Source organism: Paenibacillus harenae (assembly GCF_030812415.1).
Classification (GTDB): domain Bacteria; phylum Bacillota; class Bacilli; order Paenibacillales; family Paenibacillaceae; genus Pristimantibacillus; species Pristimantibacillus harenae_A.
This window is the reverse complement of record NZ_JAUSST010000002.1, coordinates 32,699-56,132: the sequence shown is the minus strand read 5'-3', so window position 1 is coordinate 56,132 and position 23,434 is coordinate 32,699. Positions and strand designations below refer to the sequence as shown.

Sequence of the window (23,434 nt, the reverse complement as noted above, 5' to 3'; positions counted from 1 at the left end):
ATTTCTTACCGATTGCTGGATTGCAGCAGTTTGCCTAGAAAGTTGTTCATGAGAAGCGGCAAGGAAATCAGAATCGGTGGGTCGTCCAGCCGGGGCGGATATAACGTAACCTGCTGATGCGGAACCGCTGCATAAGGCTTTACAACTATGGGCTCTTTCGACCGTGTCCGCAGCGTGTTGTAAGGGAGAAGAACATCCACCGCCTGCATCCCCCATGACAAGGATGTCGCCATGAGATAGTAGGTGCCCGGCTTGACGTCCGTAAAGTAAAAATCCCCCAACGCGGATAGCAAGGTGCCATATAGCGGAAGACCTTCCGGGATCGGTCTGGCGAACAAGCCAAGCAGAATGACGCCCTCGAAAGGAGCCTCCGCAAGAACAGTCCCTCTCACGACAGCGTGATCCGTTAAGATCGCGCGCTGCGTCTGCCAGTTATCCAGCATTTGCAAGGAGCGCATATGGTTATCCGCCTGCATCGTTGAATTCCGGAATTGAGACGGCGTCATGCCCACCCGTTCGGTGAACCTGGAGGTAAACGTCCCCAGGCTCTGCTGTCCGATCTCTAGCCCGATATCGCGAATGCTTAAATTCGTTCGGAGCAGCAATTCTTTCGCCTTCTGCAACCGGAGAGAGGATACATAGTACAGGGGTGATAGACCGATCCTTTCCTTGAAAATCCGCGCGAAATGAAACGGGCTATAACCGGCATAACCGGCAAGACCGGAAAGCAAATGCGGTTCGTCGATATGCCGATGAATGTAAGCGATCACCCCGTCAATTTCCGAATACCGGTCGGTCACCTTGCCCACACTCCTCTTCAACGGAATATAGAATATGAAATCAATGGTTTCTTATTCGACGCAGAACATTAGTTCGCATTTATTTTACCACATATTTCATAATTTTCAATACCCGTATTTAAGGGTGAAATACGGAAATATAACTTGTAAATCAAGTCAAGATACTATAGGGTCGATTTCTCTAGTCCGTCGCGATGGACAGAAACCGAGCATAGCAACGGGAGCGGTTCCTGCGCAAATAAAAGACCCGCAGCTATCTGCGGGACACAGAAATATTTACCATTACCATTCAGCAATGCTGCCATCCTTATGACGCCAAACCGGGTTCCGCCAATTGTGGCCGCTCTCGGCCATTTTGCGCACGTACTCCTCGTTGATTTCGATCCCCAGCCCTGGGCCTTGAGGAATTTGAACGAATCCATCCTTATAAGCAAATACGGAGGGATCGGTCAAATAGTCCAGCAGATCATTCGTTTCGTTATAGTGAATGCCCAAGCTTTGCTCTTGAATGAACGCGTTATGCGCGGTCGCATCAAGCTGCAAACAAGCGGCAAGCGCTATCGGTCCTAAAGGGCAATGCGGTGCAAGAGCAACATCGTAAGCCTCCGCCATGGCGGCGATTTTTTTACACTCGGTTATACCGCCTGCATGCGACAAATCCGGCTGGATAATATCGACGTAGCCGTCAGCAAGCAGTCCTTTGAAGTCCCAGCGCGAATACATTCGTTCGCCGGTTGCGATAGGCGTGGACGTATGCTTCGCGATTTCCCGAAGCGCTTCGTTATTTTCCGGCAGCACCGGCTCTTCGATGAACATGAGACGAAATGGCTCAAGCTCCTTTGCCAACGCTTTGGCCATCGGCTTGTGAACGCGGCCATGAAAATCGACGCCAATCGCCAGCTCATTGCCGCATTTTTCTCGAATGGCCGCAAGTCTGGCGACCGTCTGGTCAATTTTCGAAAACGAGTCAATGTATTGGAGTTCTTCGGTCCCGTTCATTTTGATCGCCGTGAAGCCTTGTTCCATAACCTTCTTCGCCTCTTGAGCCACTTCGGACGGCCTGTCCCCGCCAACCCACGAATAGATTTGAATGGAGTCTCTGCAAGCGCCGCCTATTAGTTGATAGACCGGTGCATTAAAAAATTTCCCTTTGATGTCCCACAAGGCTTGATCAATGCCCGCAATCGCGCTCATTAGAATCGGCCCGCCGCGATAAAACCCGGAACGGTATAACAGGTTCCAGTGGTCTTCAATACGGAGCGGATCTTTGCCGATCAAATATTCCATCAGCTCATGAACGCATGCCTTTACCGTAGAAGCCCGTCCTTCGACAATCGGCTCGCCCCAGCCCGTTATTCCCTCATCCGTTTCGATTTTGAGGAACAACCATCGCGGCGGAACCTGAAACATCTCATAGCTCTTAATCTTCATCCCAACCACTCCTAGTCGCGCGTTCTAGAAACAAAGTCGAATTGATGACAAGATTCTGTACAGGATAAGTTCGATCAACAATGCGCCATCCCTGCTTGTTCAATTGGGATTCATCGATCGCTTCGTACATGATTTGCCGTATCCCCTCCGCTGTGCGCACAGCGACTAAAGGATCCCTGGAGGTCCGGCTGATTTGTTCGAGCACCGCCCGCTTATTTCTCACGAGACTAGCCACAAAGATCCTGCTATAAGAGCTATAATCGAACTCTGATCCATTCTGCATGACGACAGTCACTTTATTCCCTAAGCCCAAGTGCTCGAATAAAGAGCATGATGCATCATAGGCCACAGAATCCATTTCCAGGCAGATAACCTCCGCATCACCGAATAGGTGCAAAATAATAGGACTAAGCGGCATCGGCCCGCTGCCGACAAACACAATCGGCGACTTCTCTGACCGATGATCCCGTCGCATGTACTCACGAAGAACGGATAGCTCCCGACTGACCAAGGCCATGTAAACGTTCCAATTAGGCAGCCTTGTCACGATGTCCAAGACGGAGCCCTCCCATTTGGAAATGTCGCGCGAATCGCTCAACTCTACTAGAAATTCGGCTTCTGAAAGCTTATCCTGCAATTTCCGTCGGTTCAATCGAACATAATCATTGCTAAGCACGGCTTGTACTTCCTCCGGTAAATAGGGGGATCGTAACTGAAGCGAAAGGCGGCTAATGATGTTCGTAACCAATTGATTGGCAGGAGACAGATCCAATTCCTGCTGAAGAAGCTCATTTGCCTCGCGAAAAAAAGCGATAAAGCCGTCAACCCTTTGCATTCTTGTCTCGTTGCCCGTATGTATAATAGAACCGTTGGAATGAACGTTCATTTACCGGCTTCCTCCTTCAATCTGCATCCGAATACCTATAACGAAATATATTCAATAAGCAAAGGATATAGAAGAATAAGGGGACGAGTCGTACCGCCCGATCGATCGTAAACGAATAACGTCCTAACATCGGAAAAAGCGCCGCCTATGGTTAGGCAGCGCTCCCTGCAATCAACATCGTTTTCTCAGCAAAACGTTCAAGTCAGTGCACGATATTCAAAATTTTTGAATGTAACATTCCCGGGGCCTTGAGCCCAAAGCGCCAAGCGCAAAGCAAGAAAGCCGCCAAGCGCATTGTGATGCCAACCTGAGGTTTCAAAGGAATGTTCGAATTTTGTCCACTCCGTACCGTTATGGCTGTAATAGAAAACAGCTTCATGGTCCCTATAAACAAGCCGCGCAACTAAATGTCGAGAAGGGAATGGTTTTGCAGGTGTCCTCCATCCGCGAATGACCCCGTGAAGGCCGTCGTTCGATAGTTCGAGACCGCTGTAAGTCTTATCGTTATAAAATAATAGAAACCGTCCTGAAGATTCACCAGAAATCTCGATTTCCACTTGCGCTTCATAATTGTGGTCTTCCGGCATGAAGACGAGCGGAGCACTCATCGATCCGGGACTTATCGCGATAGCTTGTTCGTGCTCATTTGTTCTTTTTGGTTTATACCAGCTCCAGGCATACCCCAACTCGCCCGTTTCCGTTTGAATTTCCCGGAAACTCACGGAACGATTCAAGGCTTGGCCGCTCGGCTTTGGAATCGGTTGATCCGCTCTTACGCCTTCCGGAATGCGAAACCAGCCGTCTTCGGTCCATTCCAGCGGTTCCAGCAGCGTCTGTCTCCCGAGCGTATAATATCCCTTCTCATAGGCGTGGTAGACGATCCACCATTCGCCTTCGGGGGTATCGACGATCGATCCATGACCTTTCGATAGCCATTTTTCATTGCGGCTTTGCGTTCGGACGATCGGATTATAAGGAGAATCCTCGTAAGGTCCGAAAGGATGCTTGGATCTGGCCGAAGCCACCATATGGCTTGTCGCAGGTCCGGAAGACCCTCCTTGCGCCACGGTCAGATAGAAATATCCGTTGACGTATGTAAGTTTTGGCGACTCCAAGAACCTGCCTTCTACAACCCATTCATCCGGAAAACGCCAGCCCTCGTAAACCTTGCGGGGAGCGCCTATAACCGATAGCCCGTCCGGCGTTAATTCTGCCACGTGACCGGACCCATAAAACAAGTACCGGTTACCATTATCATCGGCGACATGTCCAGGATCGATCCCGCGAATTCCCAATTTGGTTGGAGAGCTCCACGGTCCAGCAGGCTCGGAAGCCGTTAGCACCATGATTTCTTCATCGATCGGGGCGTAAATATAAAATCGGCCCTTATAATAAGCCAGGTCGGGCGCCCAGACATTCCCGGCATATTCCGTTAATGCTTTCGCGATGGGTTCCCAATTAACCAGATCGGTTGAATGCCAGATGAGAAAACCCGGAGCGAATTCAAAGCAGGAATGCGTCATGTAATAATCGTTACCGACCCTGACTACCGTAGGATCGGCGTAGTCCCCTGCCAGAATCGGATTGATATAGGTGCCGTTTCCTTGATCTCCTTTAGCTTGCACAACTCCATGCATGTCTCAAAACCTTCCTTTCATTCTCTAGTACGAGCAAATTCCCGCATCAGCTAAGCTGATACGGGAACTCACTAACAATAATAGCTTAACGATGAGGGAATACGGTCTTCGTTGCCAGATCAACTTCGTATTGTACAACTTCGTCGTAGCCGAGCCCTTTCGCTTAACTGATTGTACTCCATTTCGTTCTTCGCATAAATCATTTTCCATGAGTATTCCTTGGTAATCTTGCCGATCCCGCTGATCTTTTGTTGCATTTGGGCAGGCATCGTAGCCGGGGTTTCGGTCGTAAAGAACGGTTTCGATACTTCGATCATTTCGTTCTTCACGAAATACTCCTTCGCCGTCATAACGCCCATCGCTTCGCGCCAGCTCTTGGTAACCGGATCCGGATCGTGATTTAACGTAGAATTCCAAATGTTGTAGTCGTATGGCTCTCCGGTCTCCGGGTGTATATTCGTAAGCTTCAATGTCGTATTATTAATCTGATTTATTCCATCTTTGAACGTACCGCCGCCGTATTCCGCCGGTACCGGCTCCGCATTGGCAGGCAATGCCTTCCAGCCGTACTCCGTTACATATGGCTTTCCGTTCTCGTCAATATCCCATGCCAATCCTTTCGGACCATAGTTCGACTCCATAACACCTTCCGGAGTGAATAGCCAGTCCACAAATTCCATCACGCGCGCAGGATCCTTCGCTTTCGAACCAATCGACCAAATCCGATTCCCGCCATAAGGACTCTGGCCGTAGGACGTTATCTTCTCTTCAGAGAAAGGCACCAATGCGAGACCTTTGCCCGCTGCCGTACGTTCGGGGGTATTGTAAACGTTATCTACCCAAGGGAAGTGCGAGAAAAGGATTTGTCCGTCTTGGAACTTGCTCGACACATCTCCGAATTTTTGCGTCAAGGAGTCGGGATCAAGCAATCCCATTTGGTTGGCGTCGTAATAGAATTTCAAGCCTTCAAGATAAGGAATAACCCGGAGGCGAATTGGCAGGCCTACGCGCTGCCGCTTGACCATAGCGGCGAACGCCATCCGCTGTTAATTGCATATTGGGAATGGCCATGATTTTGCCATCGAAAGTAACACTGTTCAGCGCTTCTTCTCCCGAGCCTTCCACGATCCTTTTTATTACAGGCGAAGCATACTCATTGTACACATCCGTCAGATCCGCCAATTGGTCGGCTTCAACCATTTCTTTCAACTCGACAGGGCCTACGATCATCGCATCCGGCAAGTCGTTGCTTGCAATGGCCAAGCTTACTTTTTGATGGTAATTAACGGTCGAAGCTTTAAAGAAATAGTCCACGATTATATTCAGGTTTTCTTTAATGTTTCGAGTATATTGATTGTCGACGAGGGTTTCGCCTTCCAGCAGCGATTTGGAGGCTTCCACAATCGTTCCAATCCGAATGGTTACAGGTTCCTCGTATTTGCCGAATGGATCCGGAGTCGTATGAGTTGGTTGATCTTTCCCTTGATTCGAATCATTCGAGTTGCTGCACGCGCTTACGTTGAATAGGATGACGATTAGGATAATCATCGGAAGTCTTATCTTCATTTGACCTTGCCTTCTTTCGCAGATATTACCCGTGCACCGAGTATAACATGATAGAAACCGCCTTCGAGACTGAAGACGGTTGCCAATATAGGTAGAGATATGAGGGGAAACAAAGACACGGGTTTGGACATTTGTCCCCCTATGAATCGGACATTTGTAACTCCGATTGTATGGATTGCCGATATTCGCTGGGAAGCATGCCCGTTTTTTCAAGAAATACGCGGCTGAAATATTTCTGATCGGCATATCCCGTATTTTCGGCGATCCACTGAATCGTTTTTTGGGTATATTGCAAATACTCTTTTGCTTTTTCAATCCGAATATGGCGTAAATACTCATTAAAGGTCATACCGACAAGATCCTTGAAGCACTGACTGAAATAGCTGCGACTCATGTTCACTCTCTTGGCCATTTCGGAAGCATGGACCGAACTGGATAATTCATCTTGCATCGCCTTTACCGCTCTGGTGATGCAATCTTTGACCTCCTCGGAATAAGGAGACTTTCCGGTGGCTGTAACTAATAGCTCTCTAACCCCGCTTAGCCACTCCTTCACTTCAAACCCAGAATGAAAGGTATCCGGCAGTTCGATTTGTTTCTCTGTCACTGAATAATAAATACGATCCCAAGCCATCCACTGCGAATGCAACAAAGATATGAGCTTAGCGGGGGGCAAACGCAATCCTTTCAGATCATCAAGGAACTTTTCAAACTCGGACTCTCTATGAACCCAACCTAGCGCTAATCAGTTCCTTTTGATCTCGGACAGCTTGTCCCCGCCGACTGTTGACGAGTCTAACGGTACACCCGTGATTCCATCATGTATTTCTTGATCGTGCTGAGCCTCATAGAACGACGGGGTCGCGGTTTTGGATTGTTCCTCTGCAATTCTTCCTTTAACCCGGCTCATGACTTCACCGAAGTTTTCATTTTCCATTTCGACTTTGGCTATATAATCGATTGCGCCAAGTCTTAAGCATTCTTGAATATATTCAAAATCCTGATGAAGCGTAAGCACGACGATAAAGATATGGGGGTATTGTTTTCGCACGATACGCATCAACTCCATGCCCGACATCACTGGCATAGCTAGATCGGTTAGCAATAAATCCACTTGCCGCGAGGCCAAAAATTCCAGAGCCTTTTCCCCATTTTTGGCTTCGCCGACAACTTCCATACCGTACTCTCCCCATGGCAGGATCGATATGAGTCCTTTTCTTACCAGGTTGTCATCATCCACGATCAATACTTTTATCATCCTGCGTCACCTCCGTATTCGGCAATTTCAAATATACGCTCGTGCCTTTGCCGGGTTCGCTTTTAATTTCAAGGCTCGCTTGATCTGCGTACTGATTTTCGATCATGCGTTTCACATAGTTCATTCCGATTCCCATACCGGCCCTTTGCTGTTCGACTTGCTGCTGATTCAACAGCTTCTCGATCTCCTCTTCCGAAATGCCCGCTCCGTTATCGTGTACGGAAATTACGATGTTTCCGCCGTTATTCACGACTTCCACCTGAATGTATCCCTCGTCGTCAAGTCCGTGGTATAACGAATTTTCAAGGATCGGCTGTAAAATAAACCGCGGAATAGCGATGTCAAGCACGTCGTCGTCCACTCGAATTCTTACGTCAAACGCGAAATCGTACCGAATCTGCTGCAAAGTCAGATACTGTTTAATGGAATCGATTTCTTCACGGATGGTCGAGGCTTGTCCTCTTTTGCCAAGTTTAGGCACATGGACAAGCCGCGCTGACTTCGAAGGGCAGCGCGAGGCAAATATACACCTTCATGGTGGCATCGAAACGTGAATCAGTACGGCTTGTGGAAGACAATCGTTATTAACAGCACCGGAACATTCATGGACGGAGAACGGATGTCGGACGTTACCATTGCAGACATTCGGCTGCATCAAACGTTCTGGACACTTCGATTTACAGTCGATGAACGAAGTGAGAACGTTGGTGGCTTAACGCTCTATGGTGCCGGTTTCGGAAACCATGACAGGGATATTGTGATCCATGTACACCTAGACGACGATCTGACATTGATCTGTGTTCTTGTAATCGTCCTTATACAAGCTATCTATGCAAAATACCCCTTCTGGCAAAAGGGGCATCTGCTAATAGGACTTGCTTCGTATGTTATTATGCGACCAATATAATGATGAAATAAGTTAAGATATTTAGGTGTTTTTCATTGGGAGTTCTACAATTTCGATTGCATATGGAGCCATCGTTAGTACTTGGCCGATTTCTCTTTCATTTAGAAGACTATAGTAAACCTGATCAAGCGTCACGGTCTGTTCCTTACGCGTAAGGTTCATTAGGAACAAATATCTCGCGGACCCTTTCACACGTGTCGAAATCTGAACACCTTCTGGCAGGTCAGAGATAAACTGAAGGCCCAACTTCACTGCTGCATCCTGAATAAAGTCCAGATAGAAGGCTTCTTCAGGAACCGTTCCCAAGTAGTAAACCTCACCTTCGCCGAATTTATGGACGGTCGCAGCTGTCTTGCCAGCGAAGAAATCGTCTTCGTACCATGCCACCGACTCAGCAGTTTGAGGTGTTAGGATATCTAACCATTGGCTGCAGGAGTAAGTCTTATTCTGCCAGCTGAAATGGTGTACATCCCTTCCTATCGGGTCATACTCAGCTACAGTGACGCCTGCCGCATTAGAGAGCGGTCCAGGCAACGGTTGGATCCAACATACGTTATTCAAGTTCTTCACGCCAGTTCGAGGCGTCAATACCAGCGTTGCACCGTTCTGGACACAAGTTTCTAAACGAGACGCAAGCTCTGGGTTGAGCAGGAAGAGCGAAGGAGCCACAATTAGCTTATATCCGCTCAGATCATCTGTCTCATTCAATACATCTGTCATGATGCCGAGTTTAGTGAAGGCACGATGGATCGTTTTCAGATTATCGAAATAATCCATACCATCTACCTGGTATTGAATTTGAAACGCATTATATTGATCGTGCGAATGAAGAATAGCCACTTCGCCCCGCACTTCCGTTCCTTCCAACAACGGAGCAAGCTTCCGAACTTCACCACACAACCCGCGGTATTCCTCGAATCGTCTGCCAGGCACGTTACTGTGATCGATCAGGCCGTGCCAGAATTGCTCTGCTCCCGATGGAGCGCTTCGCCACCGGAAGTGTACAAGCGTATCCGCACCGCGTGCGATGCTTTGCCAAGCAAAGGCACGGATAAATCCAGGATGAGGCGTTCGCCACATTGGCATCCAGCATCCCGGAGGTCCGCTAATCGTCTCCATGATCCAGAAATTCTGCCGTTTAATTCCGCGGGTCAAATCCAATGTCAATGCTCCGCTGTATCCGCTCGATTCGGCCTTTTCCGGATTTGTGCTCGGATAATAATCAAGCGAAACGAAGTCTAAATTCTCGCAAAGCTTGTAATAATCCAGCGCCATCGGATAACTCCAAATGTTATGCGTAACAAAATGATTCGGAAAATGTTTCTTCAAAATGTTCAATTGCAGTTGTTGGAATTCAACTACAGAATCAGTCTCGAATCGTTTGTAATCCAACACAAAAGATGGATTCTTATGGTTCATTCCTCCAAGCGGAGTTGTTATTTGAGACCAATCGCTGTACTCTCCACTCCATACAACTGTACCCCACGCCGCATTGATGGCTTCGATTGAATCATACTTCTCTTGAAGCCACGTACGGAACCGCGCATTACAATGCTCACAGTTGCACTCATTCAGACTAAACTCATTATCAGTCTGCCAACCGATGACAGCCGGATTATTCGCATAATGAAGCGCAAGCTTTTCTACGATTAAAGCCGAATAGTGTCTCATGGAAGGACTGTTATAACAACGGTGTCCTCGAATTCCGGGATAACGTGGATGCAGCTTTTCATCCCGTGGCAATACATCAGGATACGCATTCACGAGCCAATTCGGCGGCGTGCAGGTCGGCGTTCCGATGACCACTTGTATACCACGTTTTGCAAATGTATCAATTGCATCATCAAGCCATGTGAAATCGTAGCTGCCTTCAGTCGGTTCAAGTCTTGACCAGGCGAATTCGGCTACCCGAATCAAGCTGACGCCTGTCTCTTGCATGAGCTTTGCATCTTGCTCCCACAACGAGCGGTCCCAATGCTCCGGATAGTAATCTACACCCATTCTCATGTTTCGATCCTCCGTTTTTCTTATATCATTATTTTGCTTGCATTTAATTCGACAAAATAATTATATTATTTATAATTAGAGTGATAAATCATTCATTTTTGCTCGATATATCAAAATTATGCTATCTGAGGTGACATTGTTGCGTATCAATCACTTTGTTCCGAACCCGCGATTCGAACGTTTTCTCTGTTATCCGGAATCATTCGGCCACTATACAGATGAGTCAGAACACAACGAGAATAGACCTAACGGATTAACAACCTATAACTGGCATCTTGTTCGTGCAGGCAAAGGTTATGTGTGGACCGGAGAGGAATTCGTGGAATTACGAAGCGGCTCTGGATTTCTTTACGGTCCAGGCGTTCCGCAACGATATTACGCCGATATCATCGAGCCCTGGGATATCAGATGGGTTCATTTTACAGGGCGCGGGCTTGGCTCACTTCTGCAAGGACGTGGGGAGCGAGACGTTTGGATCTTCTCGTGGGAAGATGTCCAGCGACTGGATCAGTTGTGGAAAGAATTGTTAGACTGCAGCACGCCTCCGTTTCAAGAGGGATCGGCGAGATTATCAGCCATCACTTATGAGATGGTCGCCTTACTCGTCCAGCATGCGGAAGCTATGGAGGGCATTCCTAAACCAGGGATGCGAGACAGGCTAACCGAGGTAGCGGAGTGGATACGCTCCCACTGCCACGAGCCGCTCACGTTAGAGCAGATGGCATCGAAAGCGAATTGTAGTTCTTCGCATTTCAGCAGGCAGTTCCACCGTTTAATGGGGAAAACGCCGATTGAGTATTTAACAGAATGTCGAATCCTCCAATCCAAAACCCTACTAGTATCTTCAAACATGACTGTGAAGCTCATTGCTGAGTACAGCGGTTTTTCAAACAGCACGTATTTCATACAGTGCTTCCGAAAGTCAGAGGGGATGACTCCGGAACAATTCAGAATACTGCGGGGCGTGGGCAGCAACTAACAACATACCAAACAAGGCTGGGCAATGTGCCTCGGCCTTGTTTGGATTTAACGTGTCCGTTCGTTGCCGGAATAGTCTAAGCAACTTTTATTTTCGCACCAATAAACTAAACAAACGTGCCGATTCTGGTTTCTGCAGATAGACAGAAAGCACGCCAGAAGCAGCGTTCCACTTCCACTCGCAGTCCCCTGCTTCCGGATAGCCAATAGTGACATCTAGCTCGCACGCCTTATAGTGCGACAATGGAATCTGTAGGCAGCCATCACCTGACCGCAACCGCCACACGGCCAAAACCAAGAATATCTCACAATGCCAGGAGCCGTTATGCTCGATTTGCCAGAACAGTCCTTCTCCTGTCTCCTCAAGCTCAAGGAACCCCATTGGGATATTCCGCAGATGACCAAGAGCCCGCATTGCTGATTGCGATCCGCTTGGACTGCCTGTCTTTGATATGGGATAGTCCAAGCTCCGGGAGTCGGTAATTACGCCATTGTACTTCGCTCTGCCAAGAATTGTGAGGGATATGAAGCCGCATAGTATAGTCGCGATCTTGGAGGCCTTCCTTGCCAAAACCGGTTAACGCAAAGGAAGAAACGTATTCTATTCCGATCGGCTCGGATCCAGCATTATCAAGAACAGTCCAACATTTAATTACCGAGGTCCCTTCATAAAACTGATAATGACAGCTAGCACTAAGTTCCGTTACAGGGTCCTTCAATACGAATGTCAGCTTACGGCCAATTTCATTCCTTATGTCTGATTGCTTCTCAAATCGCATAAGCAAACCAGGCATTGTGGCTCGGTGTGTCCGTCCGTGATACTCCTCGCGGTCATCGCCCGTCGCTTGCACCTATAGAACCCTATCTCCTGCTTATGGTCGATCGTGCCTTTATCTAAAGGTTGTACACCTGCATGTAAAAACCGGATATCTCCTTCATCCGTGACCTTACATGTCAAAAAATAACATTTTCTTTGACCTCATTGTACTGTAACACCGTACCTACCTCCTACTTATCTAATAGAAAAACGTGGCTGGGCAGCTAACAGCGCCCCGGCCACGTCACAGATGGGTTAGATGAGCTAATTACTAGGTACAAGAATTCATCAAACTCTTGGCGAACTCCAATCCTTGTGAAGGTTGAGCGGAAGGAAAGAATTCTAAACCGAAATAGTTCGAATACCCCGCGCTGCGCAATGCTTGAATGACGTTAGCATAATGGATTTCACCAAATTGCAACTCATGGCGCCCTGGGCAACCCGCAGCATGTAAATGGCCAATGCTTTGAAGATTGCCCAGCATAGAACGGATTAAGTTACCTTCTGTGATCTGTTGGTGATAAATATCGAACAACACTTTCACATGATCGCTGTTGACTAGTTCGATAAGGTTGAATGCCTCGCTAGAACTAGTTAAAAGATATCCAGGATGATCGACTGCCGTGTTGAGAGGCTCAAGAAGAAGGGTAATTCCAGCTTCCTCCGCTATTGGAGCCGCTAATCGCAACCCGATTAATACTGTTTCGATTTGACGTTCACAGATGTATGACCTTGCCTTGGAAATTTAATGTCTTTAACGAAACCTAAATTATGAATTATTTCATGGGGGACTTCTTGTAAATTGATTGGATGCAATGGAAGACACCTCAAAGATTTTTTCTAATATTAACATTTCTTCTGCTTTTATTGAACTGGCTCACTTGTTGAAATTGCGTTCTTCCATGGGAGCTTAACGCCTATCAGTACATATATACAAATTTTCTTATTTCGTGTAGATGTAAACGGAACTGCCGCGGCAGCTCCTTCATCGTTTGTATAGAGTCCTTCATTGAATGCTAACGGTAATAGTCTCTTGAATTCCAAATTTAATCCAGGCATTTGGCGAAGCGCTCCGTGATTTGGATCCCTCTGTGCCAATCAGTTCCTCCGTCTTCTATAGTCCAGCAGGCTTCAAGAACGCCTCGAGCCACGCCCCACATCGCGATTCGGCGAGGGTCCAGACCGAGGCGATCAGCCATAATCGCAATCCGGCTCCGCAACACCTGCTCGCAATCACCGCCCCGATTCTCGTAGTTAAGCATATACTGGATCGTATCAAAATGGATGTCGCCGATCATGCCTTTGGGATCAATGACAACCCATTGCTCTTCGCCTTGACGAAGGATGTTTTCATGATGTAGATCACCATGCAGCAGAAGATTTTCACTCGTTGTCGTGATGAGATACGCCAGACATTCTTCGGCATTTTCCACCCAGCTCTCAGGAAGTGGTGCGGCAGTGTTCGCGTAGTCGAATCGCTCGCGGTATCGCTCGATTGCAGCAAAGTGCTGCTTTATGGACGGGTATTGACTACTGGGAGGTGCCGAAACGTGAAGGTGGCGAAATACTTCGCAAAAGATATCGGTCGCACGTGCATCATCTTCAATTTCCGACAAGGGCATGCCAGGGTCGGCCCCCTCCAGCAGGGCCACGCCCTGCTCTTCGTCTACATCAAGCACATTAATCGCCCCCCGGCCCTCAAAGGCGCGAAGAACACTAACTTCCATAGAAAGCTCGTCCTTCATGAAGGACGATTTAAAGACGGCTGGCCTCCCGTCGCTGCACTTTGCGCGGAGGACAAAATTATAGGATAAATTTGAAAATGGAGCTTCAGGGCTAAAGTCGAATCGGCTTGCAAAGTCGGTAATCAGCCCAGGCAGCGCACCAGTCCAGGCGACACCTTGCTCACCGTGGAGTTCTCGCATTCTTTCAATAAATGTATCAGGGATCACAATCATGGTTTCAATGGCTCCTTTCAGCGAAGTAAACATCTCTTGAAGTTTTTACTTCGTCTAACTCTTTCGAGGAGTATTCGTGAAATTGCTCAACTATCCTGCCTGTTAGTTGAGAGAAAAAAAGAGCATCTGCACAGCGGCAGCTTGCTCCACTATCGTGTCTCGTTAGCTCAAGCTGCTATTGGTGGTTGTTGGGGGATTTCTTGGCACGTTCGCAGCAACAAAATCATTATCCGCAGCGGTTTTTGCAATGTTTTTAATGTTCGCGATTGTGATTGCCATTGTGATCATGGTTGGATTTCAAAGGCGTGAACGCTTAAAACGATCCGGTATTGGTGAAGTTGATAAGATGGAAGGACACAAGTTCGAGCATTACCTCGGCCATTTGTTTCGGTCTCAGGGCTACAATGCAGAAGTCACACAGGCTGCTGGTGATTATGGTGTCGATCATCTCCTTACCAAACAAGGGAAAAAGATAGCGGTACAAGCAAAGCGGTATAAGGGAAATGTCGGACTTGAAGCAGTTCAACAAGTCGAGGCAGGAAAAGCGCATTACGGAGCATCAGAAGCGTGGGTTGTCAGCAATAGCGATTACACTGACCAAGCAATTACCCTTGCAAAGTCAAATGGCGTTCGGCTAATCGCTCGTAAGGAGCTCATCGAAATGATGTTGAAGATGAATGCTCCAACGAAACCCACTACTACTGCGTCGTCTGGGTCTGTATCACAAGTAGCAGCCTTTCCATCACCAAAGAAGGATAATATGTGCGGATTGTGTGGTGGTACAATGATTAAGCGGAAAAGCACTAAGGGCGAGGTTTATGCTTGTTCGAACTATCCTGGATGTAAGAATATCCAGGCGATATAATGAAATCCCGCAGGGAGGATTATGCCTGCGGGGATTTGCTCATCTCTTCATAATTGGTTAACTCGTGATTATTCGAATCTCTCGCAGAATATTCGCATTTGCGTTATATTATTGCTAATCGCCGGCAGCTCTTTTTATTTTTTGGCACTTCATTAAGCTAACGGGCAGCATAATTTTTATAACTATGGATAATTATTATATTATGGGAAACGTCAAATAGCCCTCAACTTGTAATAATGTGAGGGCTATTTGACGTTTCCTGTCCAGCAATGATGTAATCTGAACGATTTAACATATCCTGCGGTGGAATAATTGACATTAGCGTAACGGGCTGCTGACTGATGACACAAAACGACCCCCAATCATTCAAGGATTGCGGGCTTTTTGTGCATCGTGGAAATGTTTAACGTGTTTATCAAGGTCGACGTTGAAATTCTACAAAATAGCTTTTCTCAATATGTTATCATTAATATCTCCATAAGACTTGCTCGAAGGTGTCGGTGTAGCTTGAATAACTGATACAAAATCCTTGTCAGGAATTACATTTACTTCCTGCCCCCCAAACCCTCGACATCCATATCCATCAGGAAAAAGCCACCAAAGAAACCCGTAGACATTGTTATTACCTGATGAAGAACCAATCGAAGCATTTGTATATGAAGAATTAACGGCTTGCTTTACGTATTCTGAAGAGACAATCTGGTTTCCGTTGCACTTGCCATTTTCAAGAAACAACATGCCTATTTTTGCAAGGTCTCTTGCAGATAAATCGGACTCCTCCTCACCCTTCATCACAGTATAGGAAAACCCGCAAGGACTTTGCGGCCATCTCTCGCTTGCGATATCGAGCGGCTCATACAAATATTGCTTCGCGATGTCAAAGGCGGTGCCCCCGCACGCTCTACCAATAACGGCAGACAGCAGCATGACGTCCCATTCCTTATACTGAGAATACATGCCGGGAACGCTATTCATATTAATATCTGCTATATGCGATATCCAATCGTTCGTTCTCATCATTTGAACGATCATAGGACAATGATAATGGATCCCGCCATTCCAATAAATTCCTGACGACATGGTAAGTAAATGACGAATTGTGATGAGCTTGTGGTATGGATGAATATTCTGCGCGAATTCTCGCAAGTATTTCCCGATTGGTTCATCCAAGCTTTTGATAACCCCCCTGTCGAGGCAAATCCCCGTAACAATGGAGAGAATGCTTTTCCAAATAGATTTAATATTGTTTCTGCTATTCTCATTAAACTTATTGTAATATCTTTCAAAAACAATCCTTCCATTTTTCACAACTAAAACGCTGTTTACAAGACGATACCTCTTATGCCTGATATAATCATCGACTTGATTTAAAACACTACTGTCCATACCTTCTTTTTCAGGAGTAGAAATCGAAATCCACCATTCAAAGCTCATATTTGCACCTGCTTTAGATATTTCCCAATAATTGAATTTTTGTTTGCTGCTAACTTTTTCGGAGTACCTTGCGCGATCAAATGCCCCCCGTCACTGCCACCGCCTGGCCCCATTTCTATAATGTAATCACAGTTTGCCAAAACTGATGGGTCGTGTTCCGTAACAATAATCGTATTCCCTGTATCGACAAGCTGTTGCATCAGTTCAATCAAGCGTTCCGTGTCAGAAAAGGAAAGACCAGTTGTAGGTTCATCAAGAATATAGACATTGTCACTGCCGTTCTGTTTGCAAAGCTCCTTTGCCAGCTTGATTCGTTGGGCTTCACCGCCTGAAATCGTAGGTGTCTTTTGTCCGAGCGTGATGTATCCCATTCCGACACGTTTAAGCGTTGTCAGAATGTTAGATATCGTTTTGTCATAAGCCACCGATTCTTTTCGTCCGAAAAACGCGGCCGCCTCCGATACACTCATGGCAATTATGTCTCTGATGTTCTTTCCATCGAGCGTGACGCTTAATGCTTCCTCAATATAACCTGTTCCGCCGCACATTTCACACTCCACTTCGATCCAGTTTCCGAATCCGACATGGTAATTTTTATAGCCTTCACCCTTGCAAGCTCTGCAGCCGCCTTCGGAGTTCACTGTGAACAACCCGGCTGCATAGCCATTCTCAAGCGCTTCAGGCGTTTTGGCAAACAACGCGCGAACACGATCTGTAATCCCTGTGTATGTAGCCGGACAAGAAGTTTTGCTTCTGCCGATTGGCTTCTGATCTACAACGATACATTTCTTGATATGTTCAGTACCGGTTACCGACGCATCGTCATCCATCGACGGCACATCATCGTCATCAACTTCATGTATGAGCTTGCTTTTCAATAATTGTTTCAGCTTTGGGACCAGCGTATCGTGAATCAAGCTTGACTTGCCGCTGCCTGAAGCTCCGGCAATACCCACCATCAGCCCAAGCGGTATGGAAACAGAAACATCCCGCAAATTATGTAAATTCGCATGCTCTATTGTTAGCAGTTTCTGTCGATCAATCGGCTTAAAATCATGTTTAGCGCTTAGCCTTTTTGAGCCGGCAAGATAAGGCGCCGTTCTTGAGTTTTTGCAGGACATGAAGTCATGCAAACTGCCTTGGAATATCCGCTCGCCTCCATAAATTCCTGCGTCAGGACCAAGGTCTATAATGTAGTCGGCTGCACGCATAAAATTATCGTCATGCTCCACAGCCACAACAGTATTTCCGCGGTTGACAAGGTTTTGTATGATATGGATCAACATTTCTTTTTCGGCCTCGTGAAGCCCAATTGTCGGCTCATCAAATATAAAGATGATCGAATCCATTTCTGCGATAATGAATGAAGCGAGGAAAAGACGCTGAATTTCCCCGCCTGAAAGCGTCGGAACTTGGCGGGAAAGAGCGAGGTGATGCAGTCCGACTTCTACCATACACCGAAGTTTTAAGATCATTTCATCAACTAAGTTTTTGCCGGGTAATGCGTTTCTCTGGCTGTGGAAGAACATAAACAGTTCGTCTATGTACATATTCTCAAGTTCTGTAATCGTTTTGCCCGAAATTGTTGTATGAATCGCTTGTTCGCCAAGGCCCGTACCGTTACATTTCGGGCAAGTGACGGAGGTCGCCTTAACTCCCCACAAGTCGATTTCTTTGTCTTCCTTATTGTGCCGGATGTGCTTGCTTGTTACATGCTTCTGCATATCATGAAAAAATACGACCGCCCCGACAAATCCACTTTTGCGGCAGCCATACTTAAATAATAACAATAACTCGTCCGGTAAAGTTCCTATTGTGTCATTAATGTCTATATGATGCAGTTCGCAAAACTTTTTAAAATTGCTTCTGTGAAATCTGTGCTTCATCAAAAATCCGCCGAATATGTTTTTAATCGGCATGTCCAACTTGATAATGGAATCCTCGTCAATCTCATGATAACGCCCACTCCCCAGGCATTTCACGCACATGCCCTTAGGAGAATTTCTCTGAAAGAACTCCATAGAAAGCGGTAAACCATCGTCATGCACCGGGTCGCGTTTCCCGAATGCTGCAAATAAAATGGCCAGTAAATTCCCGACCTTTGACCTCGTGCCTACTGTGCTTCTTGGATTAGATTGACGAATAATGCGCTGCTCAACCGCTACAGTCGGAGAGAGACCGGTAATAGTGTCAAACTTAGAGTTGGTATCTACCATATATTGTTCCCCTGAAAATAGGAGATACCGCCGCTTGCCCTCTTCATACAAAGTATCAAAGGCCAGGCTTGATTTGCCGCTACCCGATACACCGGTAATGACAGTCAGCTTATTTCGCGGAATCCGTATATCGATGTTCTTCAAGTTATGGATCCGTGCACCTTTTATTTCAATAAATTCATTCATGATACCCTCCATCCGACAAGTGATGTAGAAGAAAAAATGGAGCCGGTTAATACGCTTCAATATTCCTAAAAGCTAAATCATGAACACATTATGGGGGTTTACTTGTGTCATTATATCTTGACAGAAATATACCCCCAATCTATTGATAATTCCTAAAAATTCCGGAAGCGGATTGGGGGTACTTTTGTGACACTGGACAGTTGCCGATCGGATGCGCGGCAGCTCGATGTGTAGTTTATTGAGCTCTTGTTCTCCGTTAGTTTAATCCAACATGTCATCGTTGTATCTTTGCAAAAATGTATGTGTCCCTCAATTCGCTTCCATCAACCGATAAATCTTCGTTCTTGATAATACCCTCAAGTTCAAAGTGTAATCGCTCAGGTATTAACTTACTTCTAGTATTTTTAGTATCACAACGTATTTCCAATCTTCGGGCATTCAACTGACTAAAAGCAAAATCACAAATACCTTCAACTGCTTCAGTCATATACCCATTGCCACTAAAACGTGTATTTATCCAATATCCAATTTCAAATTTCCGTACATCCCAATCTATGTTATGTAAGCTTGTCGTAGCAACAAATTGCCCCGTTTCTTTCATGAAGACAAGGAATCTTAGATTTTCACGACTTATAAATCTTACATGTGCCTCTCTAACTGCAAGTTCAATATCATATTCGGTTTGTTCATTTTGTACAAACTTTAACCAAGGTTTCAACTCATCTATCGAAGCATTAATGGCTTCAAATACAACCTTACCATCCCCTGGTTTTGGCATTCTAATTACTAATCGTTCAGTATGAAACTCATCTGGAAAATCAATCATAATTGGTTTCATAACATTCCCCTTTGGTTTATTCCTATCATACAAAACAACCATAAACTATGCTACCATAACAACTTGTTACGCTATTACGCAAATCTGCCCATTAGTTTAAAGAAACCTGGGAATAGCTACTCGCTTTCTGTTCCCAGTTGTATTTAAGAACTGGTTTATCGAAAGCCCGTCGTCTAGGTTTTATCCTCATACCATTTTCATTTTGGCAAGTAGAAGGAGATCCTTATGATCGGTGTATGTGAATTCTTTATAGATCTCCTGATTGTTCTTATGGAATTGATGAATTAGCTCTGTAAGTTCGAAATAGGGTAGCACCCCTGATTTCCAATCTTTAAAAGATTGGTACAAGGGTTCTAGGGCCTCTTCAGTTACGAATTTGTGATACTCCTCAATTAGTTCCAGCTCTTGCTGCCGTTTTTGCTGTTTAGGGGTTAATCTGCTCTCCAATTACAATGCCTCCTTTTATTATCTAATTATGCTTTTCAATTCTTCTGTACTTCAATCTAAAAGAACCGACGATAAAGTTCTCTCCGGCGTTCGCCGCGCAACTGAACTTTTTCTGTGTAGTCGATGCTTTTTCATGGCCAGCCCAGCATGCCTTGAATGAAATCTAAAGGTACTCCGTTTGGTATGGCCATTCGTTTTACAGGATTTGTATCCGTTACAGCCATCACGACAAGCTAAATACTTCTTCAACCATACTTTACACTCGGCGGTGAAGTAAACCTCTCTCTGCTTTGAGCCTTTTCCATTTACAATGGCCGAGCAGTTCTCCCCGTTCAGATCCTGATTTTCAAATGGATTGCATTTTCCATTTAGCTTAAGAAAATGGAGCAGCTGCCGAATCGCAATCTGCTCCATGATGCATTGAACTAAAGTCTCCCGTTAGCGGAATAAGATAATAATTGCTTAGGCATATAGCGACTATCAGCTAAATCAATCAAGACCGTTCCTATGCCGCCTCCCGTTGGTCAATAACTGCAATCTCTTCTAATTTCAATCCACGCTTTCCAATCGTTTTCGTATCCCCAGTAGTCCACGTTGCTACGTAGTCCTAGGTTTTGATTGAGCTTTGATCTCAGGATATCTGCTTATGATGTTTTTGTCAGGGATATAGAAAGCGACATCACCCCAATCATTAGGGTCAATCTCAATCGAAGCAACAATCTGTATATATGTAGGCGTAAGGGGTCATCTTTTACCTGCCGGATTTCTTTTGTCGTCTTGTGGAGGAAAGTACGATTCGATTTATTTTTCTCTTTTCTTCTGAGCAAATTAACATAAGCAGCCTTGTTCTCGCTCGATGTCAAATCAAATCTCCGTGGAAAACCCTTTTCTTGATATATTCCGCCTGCCAATATGCCAGCGCCCCGATCGTCTCGGTCGGATTGAAGGCAGACATCGTCGGAAATAACGAATTGCCCGCGACGAACAAATTGTGAATACCATGAACCTTTCCATATCTGTCGGTTACCGATTCTTCCGGATTCTCCCCCATTCTCGTACCGCCGCTGGGATGAGATAACTGCCAAGGTGACTGCACATCGCTTCCTCCCCAAATTTTCAAAGCGTTGCCTGCTTGTAAAACTTCGGTCATTTTCGGATAAAAGAAACGGTGCATTTTGGCAACCATCGGGCTCCAACTGAACGTAAGTCTCGGCAGAGGAAAACCTAATCCGTTTTTCGCATGGGGGTCTAGATCAATAAAGTTAGTTTTGAGCGGCGGATCTGTCAGCAGAGCATTTATCATATAGTACCGGCTGAAGGTTTGTGCAACGAAAGCTTTAAATTTAGGTCCCCAGGCCGGTATGCCTTTCATCAGTGGAATTGATTTTACAAATTCAATCGGCTGACCGGCCGCTCCGGCCGGATGAGCCCCAAAGAAAAAACCACCCATGATAAATTCTAATTCCTTATGATCGAACCGATTTTCCATAAAATCCGTAATTGCCATAACCGTATGAGAAGGACCTATATGGACATCCATCCGTTGATCAAAAAAACCGAAAACTCCGAAACTAGGATGTTGGTGGAAGTACATGCCGACCTGCCCGTACTGATTGCCGATTCCTCCCGGCGCATATGGATTTCGCGAGAGGAGCAGCAGCCACACATTATAAAATGTATTGGCGGCAACGATGATAATATTGGCGGTGAGTTCATGGACCGTTCCACTCGAATCCATGCAGACGACCCCATCAACGCGGTTCGGTGAGCTCATTGTAATCTTGAAGACGTACCGGTCCGTAAGAAGGGTGAAATTCGGATTTTTCATCGCTTCCTTGATTTCCGTCACTCTGGTGTTCGATTTTGCATCCACCGTACATTCATAACCCATGCAAAAGCCACAAAACCCCGTGCGTTTTCTTCCCTGATAATCGCGTGTAAGAATGGCCGCCGGCATCGGAAACGGCCGATAGCCGAGCATTCTTGACGCTTCGGCAAAATGGTTCGACGCATATCCCTGCTCCAGTGGCGGCAATGGAAACGGTCTCGACATCGGTGGTTCGTTCGGCATCTGTGAGGCGTCCCCAGAGATGCCAAATCTATACTCGAACTTAGTATAATAAGGCTCCAAATCCCCGTATGAAAGCGGCCAATTGGCAATGGCGCCATCTGGAATCTGTCCCCATACATCCAGTGCCTTAAATGTGGCCGGTTCGAAACGCCAGCATGCCCCCCCCCAGTGATTCATGCTTCCGCCGGGCCCCCACCCGTCAAGCAGTGAAGGAATTCTAGGAAACACATGCTGCGTAGCTGCGCGCGAATGGGGTCGCCATGACATCCCCCCTACTCTTGGCGTAGCCCATAGAAGATTCTGGCGAATCGGAAAACGCAGTTCATCCATCGTTACGTCTTTTGTTTCGACCATAGGTCCTCGTTCCAGCACGCATACGGATAGTCCCGCATCGCTCAATTCTCTGCCCAGTATTCCCCCGGCCGCGCCCGCTCCGACAATGATGACGTCATAATCACTCTTTATCTTCATAGGCAATCCCTTCAAGCGAATAGTACAACGATGGAAGCTTGACGTCATTGAGCGTTTCCGGCGGATGATAGGTTGGGCCCGCATACCCTAATAGCCGCCATCCGAGCGCCAAGTAATTGCCGCCATAAATTGGATCGCTAAACATTCCTTCCAACGTATGATCCCTAACATATTTAAAAAACTCGCTATTTTCGTTCATGGCCATAAGACCTGTCAGCTGACCTTGGTCTAGATTCAGCAATTTCAAGCAGTGTAGTCGCCATGCTTCTTCATTCAGTCGTTTCAGCCCATTACGATACATCTCCTCCAAAAATCGGTTGCTTATCATATCGCGATATATAAATTCATACACTTTTGCCTCGGCTGCACCGGGAAAAATAGCTTCCGTTAATACCCGGATCATCTGATTTTCCTCATTAGAGAGCATGGTGCCTTCTCACCTCCAAATAAATTAAAATGACCCTATATTATATTGATTTGACGGTCATATCATGTATTGAGGTGATTACGGTGTACCGAAATATTTTTCAGCAAGCCGCCGAATACACGAAAATCCATTTTCCCAATAAGATGGATTTGTTGATTGCTTCCGCGGAGCTGCTGCCGGAAATCTGCAAGAATATACAGGCGGCACCTCAGCTTCCAGTCCTTTATGTTACGA

The 23,434-nt window shown here is 46.3% G+C and carries 20 protein-coding genes and 1 pseudogene; 2 read left to right on the top strand and 19 right to left on the bottom strand.

The window, feature by feature from the left end:
* Positions 1-5 precede the first annotated feature (5 nt).
* From J2T14_RS05560 to J2T14_RS05515, 10 genes and pseudogenes are all read right to left on the bottom strand, one after another.
* Positions 6-800, bottom strand: a complete 795-nt coding sequence (locus J2T14_RS05560) for a helix-turn-helix transcriptional regulator (protein ID WP_307468709.1) — start codon at positions 798-800, stop codon at positions 6-8.
* Positions 801-1,082: 282 nt separating this feature from the next.
* On the bottom strand, positions 1,083-2,231 hold the full coding sequence (dgoD, locus tag J2T14_RS05555) for a galactonate dehydratase (protein WP_307468708.1): 1,149 nt from the start codon (positions 2,229-2,231) through the stop codon (positions 1,083-1,085).
* Positions 2,221-3,117: a nicotianamine synthase family protein gene (locus J2T14_RS05550; protein WP_307468706.1), complete on the bottom strand. Its 897-nt coding sequence runs from the start codon at positions 3,115-3,117 to the stop codon at positions 2,221-2,223. The genes dgoD and J2T14_RS05550 overlap by 11 nt, the downstream gene beginning before the upstream one ends.
* A 197-nt stretch (positions 3,118-3,314) precedes the next feature.
* On the bottom strand, positions 3,315-4,754 hold the full coding sequence (locus J2T14_RS05545; protein WP_307468704.1) for a family 43 glycosylhydrolase: 1,440 nt from the start codon (positions 4,752-4,754) through the stop codon (positions 3,315-3,317).
* 119 nt (positions 4,755-4,873) lie between these two features.
* Positions 4,874-5,779: a hypothetical protein gene (locus J2T14_RS05540; protein ID WP_307468702.1), complete on the bottom strand. Its 906-nt coding sequence runs from the start codon at positions 5,777-5,779 to the stop codon at positions 4,874-4,876.
* Positions 5,721-6,320: an extracellular solute-binding protein gene (locus J2T14_RS05535; RefSeq protein WP_307468700.1), complete on the bottom strand. Its 600-nt coding sequence runs from the start codon at positions 6,318-6,320 to the stop codon at positions 5,721-5,723. Before J2T14_RS05535 ends, J2T14_RS05540 begins: the two co-directional genes overlap by 59 nt.
* 139 nt (positions 6,321-6,459) lie before the next feature.
* Positions 6,460-6,954 (bottom strand): helix-turn-helix domain-containing protein, encoded by a 495-nt coding sequence (locus J2T14_RS05530; protein ID WP_307468698.1) that lies wholly within the window; start codon positions 6,952-6,954, stop codon positions 6,460-6,462.
* Positions 6,955-7,191: 237 nt separating this feature from the next.
* Positions 7,192-7,578 (bottom strand): annotated as a pseudogene (locus J2T14_RS05525) (response regulator); the annotation flags it as partial.
* A complete protein-coding gene (locus J2T14_RS05520) occupies positions 7,553-8,059 on the bottom strand; it encodes a sensor histidine kinase (RefSeq protein ID WP_307468692.1) in 507 nt (168 codons plus the stop codon). The gene J2T14_RS05520 and the pseudogene J2T14_RS05525, both read right to left, overlap by 26 nt.
* A gap of 447 nt (positions 8,060-8,506) precedes the next feature.
* The gene (locus J2T14_RS05515) at positions 8,507-10,492 is read right to left on the bottom strand and encodes a beta-galactosidase (RefSeq protein ID WP_307468686.1); all 1,986 of its coding nucleotides are present in this window, start codon (positions 10,490-10,492) and stop codon (positions 8,507-8,509) included.
* A 139-nt stretch (positions 10,493-10,631) separates the two neighbouring features.
* Between J2T14_RS05515 and J2T14_RS05510 the strand changes: the two genes are divergently transcribed.
* Entirely contained in the window at positions 10,632-11,471 is an 840-nt protein-coding gene (locus tag J2T14_RS05510) for a helix-turn-helix transcriptional regulator (protein ID WP_307468684.1), read from the top strand.
* 367 nt (positions 11,472-11,838) lie between these two features.
* Here J2T14_RS05510 and J2T14_RS30800 read toward each other — a convergent pair whose 3' ends face one another.
* The 3 genes from J2T14_RS30800 to J2T14_RS05500 form a co-directional block, all read right to left on the bottom strand.
* Entirely contained in the window at positions 11,839-12,249 is a 411-nt protein-coding gene (locus tag J2T14_RS30800) for a glycoside hydrolase family 36 N-terminal domain-containing protein (RefSeq protein ID WP_373458121.1), read from the bottom strand.
* Positions 12,250-12,558: 309 nt separating this feature from the next.
* Positions 12,559-12,996 (bottom strand): TIM barrel protein, encoded by a 438-nt coding sequence (locus tag J2T14_RS05505; protein WP_307470370.1) that lies wholly within the window; start codon positions 12,994-12,996, stop codon positions 12,559-12,561.
* Between the two features lie 337 nt (positions 12,997-13,333).
* Positions 13,334-14,245, bottom strand: coding sequence for an aminoglycoside phosphotransferase family protein (locus J2T14_RS05500; protein ID WP_307468681.1), 912 nt, complete (start codon positions 14,243-14,245; stop codon positions 13,334-13,336).
* Positions 14,246-14,492: 247 nt separating this feature from the next.
* Here J2T14_RS05500 and J2T14_RS05495 point away from each other — a divergent pair, with 247 nt between their 5' ends.
* Positions 14,493-15,110, top strand: a complete 618-nt coding sequence (locus J2T14_RS05495) for a restriction endonuclease (protein WP_307468678.1) — start codon at positions 14,493-14,495, stop codon at positions 15,108-15,110.
* A gap of 435 nt (positions 15,111-15,545) precedes the next feature.
* Here the strand turns inward: J2T14_RS05495 and J2T14_RS05490 are convergent, their stop codons facing one another.
* The 6 genes from J2T14_RS05490 to J2T14_RS05465 all read right to left on the bottom strand — a co-directional run bounded on the left by J2T14_RS05490 (position 15,546) and on the right by J2T14_RS05465 (position 23,176).
* The gene (locus tag J2T14_RS05490; protein WP_307468675.1) at positions 15,546-16,544 is read right to left on the bottom strand and encodes a serine hydrolase domain-containing protein; all 999 of its coding nucleotides are present in this window, start codon (positions 16,542-16,544) and stop codon (positions 15,546-15,548) included.
* Positions 16,541-18,946, bottom strand: a complete 2,406-nt coding sequence (locus tag J2T14_RS05485) for an ATP-binding cassette domain-containing protein (RefSeq protein WP_307468672.1) — start codon at positions 18,944-18,946, stop codon at positions 16,541-16,543. Before J2T14_RS05485 ends, J2T14_RS05490 begins: the two co-directional genes overlap by 4 nt.
* A gap of 274 nt (positions 18,947-19,220) precedes the next feature.
* The gene (locus tag J2T14_RS05480) at positions 19,221-19,784 is read right to left on the bottom strand and encodes a GNAT family N-acetyltransferase (protein WP_307468669.1); all 564 of its coding nucleotides are present in this window, start codon (positions 19,782-19,784) and stop codon (positions 19,221-19,223) included.
* 186 nt (positions 19,785-19,970) lie between these two features.
* Positions 19,971-20,231, bottom strand: coding sequence for a hypothetical protein (locus J2T14_RS05475; RefSeq protein WP_307468667.1), 261 nt, complete (start codon positions 20,229-20,231; stop codon positions 19,971-19,973).
* An 859-nt stretch (positions 20,232-21,090) separates the two neighbouring features.
* Positions 21,091-22,773 carry a GMC family oxidoreductase gene (locus J2T14_RS05470; RefSeq protein ID WP_307468666.1) on the bottom strand — a complete coding sequence of 561 codons (1,683 nt, stop codon included), beginning with the start codon at positions 22,771-22,773 and terminating at the stop codon, positions 21,091-21,093.
* Complete coding sequence (locus tag J2T14_RS05465) at positions 22,757-23,176, bottom strand: gluconate 2-dehydrogenase subunit 3 family protein (RefSeq protein ID WP_307468661.1); 420 nt, start codon at positions 23,174-23,176, stop codon at positions 22,757-22,759. The genes J2T14_RS05470 and J2T14_RS05465 overlap by 17 nt, the downstream gene beginning before the upstream one ends.
* Positions 23,177-23,434: the final 258 nt, after the last annotated feature.